Annotated in this window: 11 protein-coding genes and 3 pseudogenes; 8 read left to right on the forward strand and 6 right to left on the reverse strand. The window is 67.3% G+C overall.

All coding sequences use genetic code 11. The features are described from left to right. Positions 1 to 63: 63 nt before the first annotated feature. The gene (locus tag ACLJQ7_RS02825; protein WP_410646540.1) at positions 64 to 1,452 is read left to right on the forward strand and encodes a helix-turn-helix domain-containing protein; all 1,389 of its coding nucleotides are present in this window, start codon (positions 64 to 66) and stop codon (positions 1,450 to 1,452) included. Between the two features lie 308 nt (positions 1,453 to 1,760). On the opposite strand, the gene ACLJQ7_RS02830 is transcribed toward ACLJQ7_RS02825, so the two are convergent. Continuing rightward, complete coding sequence (locus ACLJQ7_RS02830; RefSeq protein WP_410646541.1) at positions 1,761 to 2,030, reverse strand: hypothetical protein; 270 nt, start codon at positions 2,028 to 2,030, stop codon at positions 1,761 to 1,763. Between the two features lie 50 nt (positions 2,031 to 2,080). After that, the gene (locus tag ACLJQ7_RS02835) at positions 2,081 to 3,091 is read right to left on the reverse strand and encodes a recombinase family protein (RefSeq protein ID WP_410646542.1); all 1,011 of its coding nucleotides are present in this window, start codon (positions 3,089 to 3,091) and stop codon (positions 2,081 to 2,083) included. Between the two features lie 801 nt (positions 3,092 to 3,892). Between ACLJQ7_RS02835 and ACLJQ7_RS02840 the strand changes: the two genes are divergently transcribed. From ACLJQ7_RS02840 to ACLJQ7_RS02860, 5 genes and pseudogenes are all read left to right on the forward strand, one after another. Then, entirely contained in the window at positions 3,893 to 4,492 is a 600-nt protein-coding gene (locus tag ACLJQ7_RS02840; protein WP_410646543.1) for a hypothetical protein, read from the forward strand. 20 nt (positions 4,493 to 4,512) lie between these two features. Further along, positions 4,513 to 5,046: a hypothetical protein gene (locus ACLJQ7_RS02845; RefSeq protein ID WP_410646544.1), complete on the forward strand. Its 534-nt coding sequence runs from the start codon at positions 4,513 to 4,515 to the stop codon at positions 5,044 to 5,046. A gap of 429 nt (positions 5,047 to 5,475) precedes the next feature. Continuing rightward, entirely contained in the window at positions 5,476 to 6,063 is a 588-nt protein-coding gene (locus tag ACLJQ7_RS02850) for a hypothetical protein (protein ID WP_410646545.1), read from the forward strand. A gap of 205 nt (positions 6,064 to 6,268) precedes the next feature. Then, a pseudogene (locus ACLJQ7_RS02855) lies at positions 6,269 to 6,511 on the forward strand (dihydrofolate reductase); the annotation flags it as partial. Between the two features lie 125 nt (positions 6,512 to 6,636). Next, entirely contained in the window at positions 6,637 to 7,068 is a 432-nt protein-coding gene (locus ACLJQ7_RS02860) for a hypothetical protein (protein ID WP_410646547.1), read from the forward strand. Between the two features lie 139 nt (positions 7,069 to 7,207). On the opposite strand, the gene ACLJQ7_RS02865 is transcribed toward ACLJQ7_RS02860, so the two are convergent. The 4 genes and pseudogenes from ACLJQ7_RS02865 to ACLJQ7_RS02880 form a co-directional block, all read right to left on the reverse strand. Beyond that, positions 7,208 to 7,546, reverse strand: coding sequence for a hypothetical protein (locus tag ACLJQ7_RS02865; protein ID WP_410646548.1), 339 nt, complete (start codon positions 7,544 to 7,546; stop codon positions 7,208 to 7,210). 162 nt (positions 7,547 to 7,708) lie between these two features. Next, entirely contained in the window at positions 7,709 to 7,885 is a 177-nt protein-coding gene (locus ACLJQ7_RS02870) for a hypothetical protein (protein WP_410647018.1), read from the reverse strand. A 317-nt stretch (positions 7,886 to 8,202) separates the two neighbouring features. Then, a pseudogene (locus tag ACLJQ7_RS02875) lies at positions 8,203 to 8,466 on the reverse strand (DUF4185 domain-containing protein); the annotation flags it as partial. Positions 8,467 to 8,516: 50 nt separating this feature from the next. Continuing rightward, positions 8,517 to 8,840: pseudogene (locus ACLJQ7_RS02880) on the reverse strand (DUF4185 domain-containing protein); the annotation flags it as partial. Between the two features lie 267 nt (positions 8,841 to 9,107). Here ACLJQ7_RS02880 and ACLJQ7_RS02885 point away from each other — a divergent pair. Together ACLJQ7_RS02885 and ACLJQ7_RS02890 are read left to right on the forward strand one after the other, a co-directional pair. Continuing rightward, positions 9,108 to 12,005, forward strand: a complete 2,898-nt coding sequence (locus ACLJQ7_RS02885; RefSeq protein ID WP_410646549.1) for an NACHT and WD repeat domain-containing protein — start codon at positions 9,108 to 9,110, stop codon at positions 12,003 to 12,005. A gap of 801 nt (positions 12,006 to 12,806) precedes the next feature. Next, entirely contained in the window at positions 12,807 to 14,012 is a 1,206-nt protein-coding gene (locus ACLJQ7_RS02890) for a helix-turn-helix domain-containing protein (protein ID WP_410646550.1), read from the forward strand. Positions 14,013 to 14,238: the final 226 nt, after the last annotated feature.

The raw sequence follows: 14,238 nt of genomic DNA on the forward strand, positions 1-14,238 counted from the left end.
TTGACCCGGCGAAAAATCGGTTACGGTGGGACGGCTGAGGTGGACGTTCCCGGGAGGAGTCCGATGCCCTCGACCGCGCACCGCGGGGTCGTCGCGGTCCTGACACGCCAGCAGCACACGCCCGGCGAGATCGTGCGGATCGCGCGAACCGCCGCCGGCTGGAACCAGGCCGAGCTCGCGCGCCGGTGCGGCTACTCCCGCAGCCAGGTCTCCCGCTGGGAAACCGGCAGCACCCCGCTGCGTGACGTCGAGACTCTGCGTGCCCTCGCCCGGGCACTGTTCCTGCCGGTGGAGGTTTTCGGGCTCACTGTCGACCACTCCACCGGGGTGTCCACCCGGCCCGGCGCCACCGCAGCCCCTAGGGTGAGCGGCGATCCGATGCCGGTGTGGGAGGAGCACGACCCGATGCGTCGTCGCACGTTGCTCGCGGGGATGGGCGCCCTCGCCGGCAGCGCGGTCCTCGGCACCGCCGGACGCAACCCGGCCGCAGCCTTGGCGGGCGACCCGATCTCAGTGCTGGAACGAGCACTTCTGGCCCCGCCGCTGACCACAGGCGCGCCAACGGAAGTAGCCCATCTCCGGTGGGCCGTTGCCGTCGCTCGGTCCGTGTTCGCCGAGGGCCGCTACGGCGAGGTCGCCACGCGGCTGCCCGACCTGATCGCCGCTGCGACGGTTACCCGCGCTGATCCGCGCCCCGGCGACACCGCCACTGCGGCGCACGCCCAGCTCGCCGAGTTCTACACCCTGACCACTGACCTCGCGATCAAAACCGGCCGCGACCGGCTTGCCTGGACTGTCGCCGACCGCGCGTCGCAGGCCGCCGACGCCAGTGGTGATCTGCTGACCCAGGCCACCGCGCGGCGGGTCTGGGCGATCGTGCTGCGCCGTGCCGGGCACGGCGACACCGCCCAGCAGATGGTGATCGATACCGCGCTCGCCGTCCAGCCCGACCTGCGCACACCCGATCAGCTGTCGGTGTATGGGTCCCTGATGGAAACCGCCGCCTACACCGCCGCCGCGGACGGCGATCGCGACACCGCTGAAACGTTCATCGCCGAAGCCGTCGATGCCGCTACCCGGCTCGGAGCCGACGCCGACCACCGCTACACCAGCTTCGGGCCCACCGGCGTCGGGCTCTATCAGCTCAGCATCGCCCGCGTCATGGGCGACTCCGGCACCGCGATCGAGCACGCCCGCCGGATCAACCCGGCCAGCATCCCCAGCACCGAACGCCGCGCCCGTTACTGGGTCGACGTCGCCCGCGCCTATGACCAGTGGGGCAAACCCGAACACTGCTACCGCGCGCTGCTCGCCGCCGAACACGCTTCGCCCGACGAGGTCCGTTACCGCAAACCGACCACGACAATGACCGCCACCCTGCTGAGCCACCCCAGTGCCAACCGGCTGCCGGGTTTGCATGACTTCGCCCGGCGCACCGGCACCGCGGTCTGACAGGCCGAACCCGGTTGAAGACAGGCCTGCGGCCAGGCGTTCGGGGGTCCGCCTGCGGTCTGCGGCTCCGCTCTGATGCGCATCGGACACGTCGGTGGGTGACGCGCCGACGGCACGGTGCCATGCACGGGCTTGGACTATCCGGCGCCTTGTGCGATCACGAGTCGTCGTCCGTGCGATTCGATGGTGTTTGCAGAGCTGGGCATCGTCAGGACCTGGGTAACATGCGGCCTCAGGCATTGTCGGGCGACTCGCGCTGCGGAGGCCTGAGGAAGGTCGCGAGGGGTGACGCGAAGGGCCTATCCGTCTCACGGTGTGCGTTTCCTGCGGCATCGAGTCGGCGGAATTGGCGGCTTGGCGTGCAGGGCTTCTACTCGGGCGATGGGCACTCCAGTCGCCTGGGCGGTGTCTCGGATCGTGCTCCCCTGCGCAGCCAGGGCGGTCACGGCGTCCGCCAGCGCGGTGTCGTAGGCGGCCTCAGCGCGCCGCAGGCGATCCAACTCCGGACTGACGACAGTGATCGTGACGTCGGCGCACACGCCCATCAGGCTGAGCCCGTGCGTGAGGTCGTCGCGCAACGCTTTCAATGTCCGGCCCCACCCGTACACCCTGTGCTGGGGGACGTTGGCTACCCACATGTCGTTGTGCCTGCGGGCATGGCACTCGATGGTCGCGCTCGCGGTTTCGTCCGCAGGTCGGCGACAACCTGGTTGAGGACCGGATCAGGGACGGGTGCCGGCAGGACGACCTGCCGGTCGCCGATTTGATAGAGCATGTGCGTGCCACCGCCGCGCACCACGGTGACCGTGAGCCCCAGCTCTCTTACCGCGTCCCGCAACTTCTGGAGCGAACGGAACTCGGCAGCCCCGGCCTTCAGCCCTGCTGTGACTTCTTGCGCAGCCTTCCACTCGTCGAGGCTGATGACGGGCTCGTGGGTGATACGTGGTGACCAGACCCATTCCGAGAGCGGGTTCATCCGGGACATGCCGGGCCGGCCGGTGCGGGTCGCTTTCCGGTTGTAGACCTGGTAGCCGGTCAGTTTCGGGTTCGCGATCAACCCTTCCACCAGGTTGTCGGTCCACCGTCCTTCGATCGGGTACCGGTCGGGGTCCGCGGCAAAGACTTTGATGACGTCCGCTGTCGTGAGGTACTCCTCACGTCGCAGCCGGTGTAGTTCGCGGGCGGCATCGAAACGGCGCGGGTCGGGATGGGGCGCGAGCTTTTTCTTCGGACGTGCTTCGCCGAACCGGCCGCTCTGCTGGTGTGGGGCAGTCTCATCGATCACCGCGATATACGGGTAGGGCGGGTAGCCGTGATTCCAGCCGTTGACGGCGTGCTGGACCTGGCCGCCCATCGACATCTCCAGCATGGTCGTCCGGTAGATCTCCGCTTCCACCTGCCCGTACCGGCGGGTGCGTAGCCTGCCGGACTCGGTCCCGCCCGACGGCTCGTTGGCATACACCACTTCCACACCGAGCTGCTCGAGCTCGTGCTCCACGACCAGGCTGGTCAGCATGGCACGAGCGAGCCGGTCGGAACGCTCGGCCAGGACATGGGTCACGCCCATCTCCTCGGCCCGCTCGACCAAATCCTGCAGGCCACCGTCCCGGGGGACCGGAACGTCGAGCGCGTCGTACATGTCCTGGGAGCCGAGGCCGCGCAGGTTCGGAGGGAGCATCCCGGACTCCACGTCCCAGAAGTACGCGGCGAACTCCTCTCCCTCTTCCAAACGTGCGGAGGCATACAGGACTTGCCGCGGGATGGACGTCGCAGGGTTCTGATTGTCCTTAGTGGACACCCGGCCGACGAACACCGCGTGCCGGGGACGATGGGGCGGCTTTGTGAAGTTCGGCAAGCCTGACAGGTCGATAGGTGGCCTGAACGGTGAGAACTTAGCGGTCATGCCCGTCCTTGGGTTGTGGGTAGCGGGAACGAGGTATGTCGCGCCGGACTGTCCACTACACGGGAACCGGCGTGACAGAAACTGAAATGGCTCAAACCCCGCCGACGCGACCAGCCGTCATCGGCGGCCGCGCTGGTGTCGACTAAGGTGGGGAACGGGACGAGGTCGGAACGCAGACAACAGTCGATCACCGCGAAGGCCTGCACCCGGCTCCCGTTCCAGCGGGCAGCAATTATCGACGCCGGGATCTCTCCCTGCAATCGCGTCCGTCCGCGCCGCAGCTTCCGCTCGCCGCATGTACAACTTCTCGCCCCGCTCACGATCGATCTCGTCCACGAGCGACGCGATGAGGCCTGCCGCGCGTCCATCGACACCACCTTCACCGCGGGTTCTCGCTGAGAAGCATGTCTGGTTCCGTTCAACATGTTCGGGCGTCGAGTCGAAAGAGCACGACATTGCTCAAGCAGAAGAAACTACAGTTGCAACTGTAGCTTGCTATAGTTACAACTGTAGCAACCGGGCTTGGGAGGAGCTGGAATGGTCAAGATCGCGATCATCGATTGTGGCGCGCAGGACGAGTTACTGCACTGGTACTGCGGCGAGCAGGGGCCGCAGCCCGTGCACATCGCTCTCGACGTGATCAGCGGGCGCCTGTGGGCCGACTACGACGCGAACGTCGACGGGGGTCGTTCTCCGGAGGTGTACCACGGTTTCGAACGGCACTGGGAGATTCCGCTGCTGACTGGTGACGCGGTGAACGAACTGCTCGCTCAGGTCGCGCCCTTAGCCGAGCGGGTCATGGCCGGAGCGGAGAAGGTGTGGGACGGCAGCAACACCGTTATCCGGCTTGACACGGACGCCTTGGCCGCCGTTGAGCACATTGCCGAGCTGTTGCCCCGTTGCGACGATCGGGACGTCGCCGGCCTGCTGCCCGTCTACGACGTGGATAGCATCGGCGAGATGTGGACGGCCGAGGAAGCCGGGATTACCGGGGCGACCACCGACGAGGCGATCGCGGCGACCGCGCGGCGGCTGCTTGCGGAGTTCCGGGATGGTTCCGGTGAGCCCGACGCGGTGATCGATGGGCTTGAGGACTACCTGCGCGGCTTGCGTGATGCCTCGCCGTCGCCCTGCTGACGATTCAGAAAGGCCGCACCATGCCGGAGTCCACGTGGCAGCAGGTCCTTGACCGCGAGCTCGCCGAGATCGACCGCACCCGCTTCGAGGTGATCCCGGCCCGCCGTGCCGCAGCGATCACCACCGCGGTGCGCGCCGTGGGACGTGGCGGCCGCGCCGCGGTCGCCGCACACCTGGGGATCAGTGTCGGCGCCGTCGACCAGGCGATCAAGAACGCCCGCGAGGACATGCCTGATTCCCGCTTCGCCCTGCCCGAGGACACGCTCTCCCGGGTCTTGGCACTGGAGATCGCCGGGGTTCCCCCACTCGCCCCGGGGGAGTGGGACGCGGTGGCCTACCTCGTGCGGGGAACCGTCATCGACGCTGTCTGGCTGGAACAGCCCGGCGAACTGCTCGCGCAGGAGATCGAGGACGCCGACCTACCCGGCCTCGCTGATCCAGCGACGCTGGCCACGGCGTGCCGATCGTGGACACGTATCCAGGGCGTGGCGGTGCTCGACTGTTGCCTGCGCGGCAGGCTCGAAATCCTGCCGCTGCACAAAGTCGAGCCGTGAGCACGGTCTTCATCACCGACGCCATCCTCAGCGGCCTGCCGCACATCGCACAAGTCCTCGCAGGCCACTCCGACGCCACACCACCATGGGGAGGCAGGCACCGCACTGGGCTTCACCGTGGCGACCGTCCGACAGCTAGCCGCCGCGCTGGAGCCTAAGCTCGGATCGAGCGGATGAGACCGCTTCACGCGAGCGGCCGGCGACGGCTCCAGCACCGTCCGCGGTCTCACACCCAGCAGATCGTCCACCTCCTGAGGAGGCTTCCCTCCGGGACAAGGCAGGGCCGCTCACCGCAGCCGGCCGCAGTCGTGCATCCTGAGGCTGTGCACGCAAGCGAGATCCCCACGCCAGCCGCGGTGGCGCGACGTCCCCGCGACGCGCGCGGGATCCCGATCCCGGCAATCACCCCGTGGGGACAGGGGTGAACCGGTGTTCCGGGAGGCGTCCGGCGATCGGCAGCTGCTATGCGCGGTGCGGAACTTCTGCTCGATCTGTGGCCTGTCGATGGGCGACGAGAACGTGTGGCATGTCGTGGACGCGCCGGCGGCGAAATGGATCAGCTATGCGCTCAAGCGTGGCGCCGAACCAGCGGGGGTTTTCACCACCTACGAAGTTCCCGGGCACCACGCCTGCATGCTGTACGCGGCGGTGGCATGCCCGTTTCTAGCCTCACCGACGGTCCGACGGGCTTTCGACGGCGTAGTGCCGGCGAAAGTTAGCGATCCGGTCCCGGCGGGAACCAGGCGAGGTTCCGTGTCCGCGGTAGCGGAGTTCGGCAGCTGCCAGGTGAGGACCCTTCCCGGCGGCGGCTACCAGGTCGACCTCGCCCGGCCGCGCACCATCCACACCTACCGCGGTGGCAGCGAACTTCTGCCGCTCCTGCGAGACGCCATAGCCGACGAACCACTACGCCCGGCACCGGCGGATGAGCTGTTCGGACCGGATGAGCGCCGGGTCGAACGCGACCTTCGACGAACGCTCCACGCGAAGGGTGCTGTCGCTGCAGGTGGTATCTAGCTGCCCACCACGATGGTCCGGGCCTACATTCGGCAGGCCGCGCCGTGTAGCCCGGCCCGATACCGCCAATAACGTGGCGGTGCATGCAGCCCCGGCTTCGCGGCATGAGGAAGGCGGTCAGGCATATCACCGGCCGGCGCGAGAGCTGGACCAGTGCTGTTCCTAGCGAAACTTAGCTCGGCCGCAGCGGGGGCGGGGTAGTGGAGACGGCAGTCAGTTGTCAGCTTCTGCGCTGCTGGGCGAGTTGGTGTACCGGCCGAAGCCCGAGGGCTGGGCCCCGAGGCGCCGTTCCACTTCGTCGACGAGGTGCGCATGGACGCCGTACCGGTGGTGTTCGGGTCCGGCAAGCCCTTCTTCGGGTCGGTCGACGCACAGCGCCTGTTGGAGGATCCCGACGCGGTGATTCAGGGCGACCGGGTGCTTCACCTGCGCTTATCGGGTGCGCCGTCGACCGATCTCCGATTCAGGCTCGGGCGGCTGTTCGGGGGCAGCGTGCTGTGCCACCGCTTGTTCGGGAGTTGTTGTTCAGACCTCCGCCGCCGACCGTGAACAACCAGGTGGCGGTTCCCTGGCATGAGCACCCCGAAATCGGGTGATTCCTCAGCCATACAGGAGATCGAAATGGTATCGAAACTCAAGACGCTGGCCGTATCGGTTGTTCTCGCGGGCTTGGGCGCCGTGCTGTCGGCAACGCCTGCCGCGGCCGGCCAGGCTGCCGGGCCGCTGGCCAACCCACGGTGCGATACGGACACCTGGAACTGCGCCACCAGATACGAATGGTTCACCGGAGGAACGATCAGCATCGACGCGGACGTGCTCGGCGGAGGCACCGCGCAATGGCAACTGTACGACGGGAGCCAGCGTGTCGTGTGTTCGACGTACTTCCCGGCGATCGACCCGCCTCGGTCGTGGATCTGCAACAACGTCGCGGCGGGCAACGTCTCGCTCTTCGTCCAGGAACTCAGCCACACCGCCGTCGCGACACATGGCGGGTTGCGGTGGTAGCACGGCGGAGACCGGGTGCCGGCGGCTGAAGAGCGGCGGCCGACCTCGCCGACGACCGTTTCGTCGTCGGCGAGGTCGGCCACGGGCACTGGGTCGACAACGCGGAATCCGCCGGGATCGCCCCTGTGAATGTGGACTTCTAGCAGACCTGAATGGCGTCCGTGGTGCGAATCGGAAAGTTGACGACCGGGATGAATTCGGGAGCGACGGAGCGGTCAAGGTAGACCCATCTCTGTCCATCCCAATTGAAGAAGGTCGCCACCGTGCCTGGTGACTGGTTGTTCTTGAACGACTTCGTCCTGTCGCTCCAGCCGAACTCGCCGATGTTGATGAACTTGCACTCGAAAAGGTACTCTTTGGCGCCGTTGTAGTTGAATCCATCCCATATGCAAAGTCTCAGGTACGGGCAGCTGGCATCCGCGTTCGCGGTCGACGGCGCGGCGACCAGTGAAGCGGTGCCCAAGAGCATGACGAACATCGATGCGGCGATTCGTTTGAAAGTCCTCAACGGTTTCCTTCCGGATCTGGTGTGTCGAGCGGGATTTCGGACGTCGCGCCGGTCACTTGAGTGACGGATGCATGGTTCCTCCTCGATTGCGTCCGGGCTGTCGCAAGGATCAGCCATGCGCCGAACGGACGACTAAGTCCGACGGCGAAATTCTGGTTTCCCCTGGATAAAGGCAAAATGTTCGGCCGGTGCCGAGCGGGCCATCGGCGACGCAGGCGTCATCACCGGCACCTGGTTGTTCACCAGGGAAAACCCCGAGACACCGAGACTGTTCTGAACGTTCGTCCAGTTCTCGTTCTGCGTCTGCATGACCGGCCCGGTCCCGGTCGATCCGGGCTGGACGCATGCCCAGCCGAGCAGACACGGCGGCGTCGCGCTTGCTGGAGCCGCGAACAACGAACCCGCGACTGCCGCGCCCGAACCCGAGCCCGCGGTCCAGCCCGGGCCGCCAGGGGCCGAGCGTGGCGTCCTCGAACCCGCCGTCCTGTGCGAGATTCGGGTCGATCGCGAGTCCGGGAAGCCGCGGGCGCAGCAGCCGGACGTGGTACGGATCCCACTCGGACATCGCGAAACAGAGGTCGGCGTCGCTCGCCGGGTGGACGAAGGCGCCGTATAGCCCGGGGTGGTTAGTCCCGGCCGCGACGACCTGGCCGCCGGTCCACGGCCCGGTCGGCCCTGGGTGTCGAGCGCAAGACGATCGCGTAGCGGCTCTCGTCGAGGTGTAGCGCGATCCAGCGGCCGAGGAAGTCGTTGTACTGCACGGAAGGTTCGTTCGTCTGGCCGGCGAGCACCGGGATGGCCGCACCGGGATTAGGCCGCCACCCCGTGGCCGTCCAGTATTCGTAGGCAGGCAGGGACGACAACGCCGTTTCCGGCGCACGCGCGAGATACGCGTCGTAGTTCGTGGTCCAGCGCCCCCTGTCGCCCGGCTCCGGACGGACCCGTAGTGGATGTAGCCCCGGCTGCCGACGCTGACCCCGGCGGTCGGGATCATGGTCACCTCCGGGACCGCCGGATCATGGCCAAGGAACTGCTTCGCGTGGCTTGGCCGGTCGGTGACCATGTCGTCGATGCTCAGGCCGTCGGAGACCTCGGTGCCGGACGAGTGGACGAGGATGTCGAGCCGCCGGTCGGCGCTTTCGAGTCCGGAACCGTGTCCGCCCCAGCCCTGGCCGTAGGTGTCCCCGAACGCGATCGCCGTGCGCCCGCGGCTGTCTCGCCACATAACGCCGAGGTCGGTGCCGTGCACGCCGAAACGCTCCTTGGTGCGGTTGACGTCCCGGCGCCCTGGCCCGCGATGAGCGCGACGGTCTCCGCGGGGGAGGCGGCGGGGGTGCCGCTCAGAACCAGAACGACGGCGAGGTCAAGGTTCAGCACAGGTTCAACCCCCAGGAGAAAGTGGTGCGGTACGGGGTCGGGTGGGCCGGATGTCGTAGTCCCGGTCTACTGCGATCGTGTTGTTCACGGTCGAACGACGGACGCTGAACAACAAACCGTGTACAAACGGCTTTGGTGCCGAAAAGGGGGACGTGTGCCACGTCGGGAACGGCCACTGGCCGATGGCGACAGCCGGGTAGTGAAGTTCGCGAGCGACCTGCGGCGACTGCGGGAAAGTGCGGGCAGGCCGACCTATCGAGTGCTGAGTATGCGAGCACACTGCTCGGCCGCGGCGCTGTCGGACGCGGCGAGCGGCCGCAAGCTGCCCAGCTTGCAGATCACTCTCGCCTACGTGCTCGGTTGCGGTGGGGAGGCCGGCGAGTGGGAAAGACGGTGGCACGAATTGGCCGCCGAATTGGCTGTGCCGGTGGTGCGGAATGACGTTGACCCGCCGTACGTCGGGTTGGCGACTTTCCGGGCCGAGGACGCTGACCGGTTCTTCGGCCGGGAACATCTGGTCGGTGAGGTTGAGGCCAAACTGCGGGAGCAGCGGTTTCTCGGTGTTTTCGGCGCTTCCGGCACGGGCAAGTCGTCGATTCTGCGCGCGGGACTTCAGCCGCGGCTCGGCCGGGTGGTCCTCTTCACCCCTGGTAACGATCCGCTGGAAGAGCTCGCCATCCAGCTGGCCGCGTTGCTCGGCGGGTCGCCCGGTGCGTTGCGCGACGAGCTCGTCGGCGATCCGCGAGGCCTCTCGCGGATCGTTCGGCGCCCGCAGGACGATGACCCCGAACTCGTCATCGTGGTGGACCAATTCGAGGAGGTCTTCACGCACGGCGCCACGGAAGCAGACCGCGACCACTTCATCGACCTGCTCATCACCGCGGCGCACGCGCAGCACAGCCGATGTCGCGTGGTGATCGGCGTTCGCGCCGACTTCTACGCCCATTGCGCCGGGCACGCCGGACTCGTGGAGGCGCTGCGCGACGCCCAGGTGACGGTCGGTCCGATGACCGCCGCCGAGCTGCGCAGCGCGATCGTCCAACCCGCGGCCCGTGGCGACCTCGCCGTCGAGGGGGCACTGCTCGCCACCTTGATCAAGCAGGCCAGCGGGGACGCCGGCGCGTTGCCGCTGCTGTCCCACGTTCTGCTCGAGACCTGGTACCGCAGGCGCGGCAACACGCTGACCCTCGCCGGATACGAGACGGCAGGCGGGATCGCCGGCGCGCTCGCGCAGACCGCCGACGCGGTCTACGAGACGTTCGACGACGAGCAGGGAAGAACGGTGCGGTGGCTGCTGTTGCGGCTGACGACCACAGGCACGGGCGCCGGTGATGTCAGGCGGCGGGTCCCGGTCGCGGAGCTGGACCTCACGCCGGCCGGGCACGCCGTCGTCGACCGGCTGACCGGTATCCGGCTGCTCACGCGTGATCGCGACACCTTGGAGATCACCCACGAGGCCCTCCTTCGCGGTTGGCCCAGGCTGCGGGACTGGCTTGCCGAAGACCTCGAAGGTCTCCGTATCCATCGCAGGCTCACGGAAGCGGCCCGCATCTGGGAGTCCCTGGATCGTGATCCAGGGGCGCTCTACCGCGGCACCTCGCTCGAAGCCGCGCGCGAATGGCGCGGCCGTGCCGATATCGCGGTGAATCGCGTCGAGCGCGAGTTCCTCGAAGCGAGCGCGGCGGCCGCGGAAGCGGAGCTGGCCACGGCGCGGCGGCACGCGATCCGGTCAAGACAACTGGTCGCCGTGCTGGGCGTACTGCTCCTGTTCGCGACCATGCTCATCGTCGTGGCGGTACACGCCGAGCAGAACGCGACCGGACAGCGCAACAACGCGCTTTCCGAGGTCGCCGCTGGGAAGGCGGCCGGCCTCCGGACCTCGAATCCCGGCCTGGCCGCGCAGCTGAGCTTGGTCGCGTTCCGGCTTTCACCGACCGACGAAGCGACGAAAGCCCTGCTGGGCAGCGTTCCGTTACCACTCGGTACCCGCTTGACCGGGCATCGGGACCATGTCAACGCCGTGGCCGTCGCCCCGGACTCGCGCCTCGCCGCGACGGCGAGCCACGACGGCACGGCGATCCTCTGGGACATCGCCGAACGTCGTCGCCCCCGCGCCTCCGCGGTCCTTTCAGGACACAAGGCCAACGTCAACGGCGTGGCTTTCAGCCCGGACCAGCGCAGGCTGGCGACAGCGGGCTGGGATCACACGGCGCTGCTGTGGGACATCACCGATCCGTCCGCCGTCATCACGGTCGCCACGCTCGGTGCGCATCACGGCGACGTCAACTCGGTGAGTTTCAGCCCTGACAACACTTTGCTCATCACGACGAGCACCGACGCGACCGCGAAGCTGTGGAGCACGGGCCGCGAGCCACAGGAACTGGCGACGCTCTCCGCAGGTCACGGCGGCGTCGTATCCGGTGTGATCAGCCGCGATCGCCGGTTCGCGGCGACGGCCAACTGGGACGGCACGGCGGCGCTCTGGCCCATCGCTGATCCGAGGAATCCCGGTTTGCCGGTCATCCTGCGTGGGCACACCGCGCCGGTGGTCTCGGTCGCCTTCAGCCCCCACGGCCGCATCCTGGCCACGGCCGCACAGGACCGCACAGTGCGGCTGTGGGAGGTCGTCGATCCCTCGGCGCCGCGCGAGCTCGCCGTGCTGGCCGGACACGACGGGACCGTTCGCTCGGTAGAGTTCAGTCTGGACGGCGGGACGATCGCCACCGCCAGCGAGGACCAGACAGTGCGGCTCTGGCGTCTTCAGCCGGACGGCACCGCCGCGACGTTCACCGTCCTTCGTGGACATACCGCACCCGCCGTCACGGCCGCTTTCGGCGCCGACGGCCGGATTTTGATGACGGGCGGCGACGACAACGCCGCCCTGCTGTGGCACATTCCCGCCACCCCGCTGGATCAGCTCCAGCCGGAGGAGGCGGCTAGGATCGTGTGCTCGGCGATCGCGGACCCGATCAGCGAAGCCGACTGGCACCGCTACCTTCCGGACGTGGACTACCGCCCGCCGTGCCCGGCCGACGGTTCGCTCGGCGGGTGAGCTCATGCTCCTTCGTCGTCATCCGCACCACGGCCAATACGACAGGCGTGCGGGTTCGTATCCTCTGGGGCAGATTTGGTCGCGCTGCTAGACGTCACGTGTCAGTGACCGGAGGGAGCAAGTCTGGAGTTCGTCGCTTCAGGCCAGGATGGCAGCGCTGCCGCTACCCAGTTCGATCCGACTCCTGACACGGTCAGGAGTACAACGCTCATGAAAAGCGTCATGTGACCACCTCCTCGACGCTCATTGTCTGCCCGTTTGGCACTGATGTGGGAGGCGACGTGAGTGAAAAGCAGGATGATCGCTAGCGCGATCAGGTACGCATAGATAGAACCCAGCCCGAGGGAACCCTCGCCTCAAGCGACGAACGCTCTCATTGTACCAACGGGTACTGACAGGTTCGGTCGGACAGTGTATCGGTGCCGGTGCGCCGGCTGTTTTGGCCCGGGTTTACTGGTCTTTGTCGTGGTGGGATGGCGGCGAGAGTGACGGTCCACGTCCATCCCCGGTGTTCTGTGGATCGCGGCGTCGTTCGCGCTCATCGTGCGGGCGCTCTGGACTGCGTGCCCTCTTCTGGCCGTGATTCCGTTGGAGCTCATCGCCGATGGCGACCTGCCGAGATGCTCGTGTCGCCCGTTCAGCCGCAGCCCGGCAATGGCCTCGTCTGACCGGGTTCGCGCGGGCAAGGTAGCTGGCTGGCGAGGCGGCGCGCCGACCATAGCGCGCTGGGAGAGCGGAGTCGGGCAGACTGTTGTGATGCGACCGTCGCGTTCGTTCTACGTTGGCCCAGGGCGTTCCCCTGTGCAGATCGATACCTGGCAGCAGTTGTGTGCTGCGGTGGACGCCGGTGTGCTGGGAGAGAACCAGTGGGTCGAGCACAAGAAGGACATCCCCGCTGGGAAGAACAGCAGCGGTGAATTGGCGAAAGACCTCGCGTCGCTGAGTGTCGAGGGCGGTCTTCTGGTGGTCGGCGCCGTCGACAAGATCAGCGATTCGACGGGCCTGGTTGGAGTCGAAGACCCCGAAGGCCTGCGGGACCGGATCGGTCAGGTCGCGGAGAACCGGGTCAAGCCGCTGCTGAACGTTGTTGTCGACGTGGTCCGCGATGAGCAGGAGCAGCGGCCTTGTCTGCTGGTGACCGTGCATTCCTCGGCGAGCGCCCCGCACATGGTCGAGGATCGGTACTGGGGCCGGGGTGCGACGGGCAAGCGGCCGCTGGCCGACAGTGAGGTACGCCGGTTGCTCGCCGAGCGCACTGCCCGCGCCGACGATTTCACCCACCAACTGGTGGCCATGAGCGACGAGTTCGATCCCGTGCCTCCCGACGCCCGCAGGTTCGGGCATATCTACCTCTATGCCAAGCCCGTGATGCCCCCCACGACCTGTGTGACCGACGTACTCGCGCCGAAGCAGCCTGTGGAGTGGGTGCGCGGGTTCCTCCCTGGGCGCGCGAACTACTCGCGGGTGTTTCAAGAGGTGCTCGAGCACAGAACGCCGCACGCCGACGGACTCATGGTGTCCTCGGACTGGAGGAATGAACGAACCGTGTCATCCGAGGAGTATGCGGTACAGCTTCTGCTGGAGGACGACGGCGGACTCCGGGTGTCCAGTTGTGAAGGCACCCGCGAATGGAGGGGAGCGGAGGCCAAAGTCATCTCGCCGAACTACCACCTCGAACTCGCGCACCAGGTCGTGACCACGGCCGCGGGCATCCTCGACACCTACGCAGGCTACCGAGGAGCATGGACCATCGGTGTGCACGCCACCGGCCTCCGGGGCTGCCTGTCAACGCTGGCCATGACAAACACCTTCAGATCGTCGGACAGTCCCTTTCAGACATCTGCCTACACCAGTGTGACCGAATCCAGTACCGAGGAAATGCTGGTGAAGGCGCCGGCCGTCGTCGAGCGGCTCTACAGCCGCTTCACCCGGGGACTCGGTCTGGACACCGTCTTCTTCCCCTATGACACCTTTGCCGACATCAGCGCCAAGACAGACTCACGCTGACCAGCCTTTCGTCAGGTCCGGACCAGCGCAACCCTGGGGAGATCCGGTCACGGACACGCAGCGCGATGGTCTGGCAGTACAGGTCGTCGGCGAGTTCGTGCTCCGGTGCGGCTGCCGAGGCCGGTGAGGATCCCGGCGGTCTTGGGCGAGGAAGTCGTCGATGACAGGCAGGGTCACGGCGACGGGCGCCCGATCGCGCCGAGGTAGTCCAGGGTGATGAACCGTG

Source organism: Amycolatopsis sp. cmx-4-54 (assembly GCF_046548895.1).
Taxonomy (GTDB): Bacteria; Actinomycetota; Actinomycetes; order Mycobacteriales; family Pseudonocardiaceae; genus Amycolatopsis.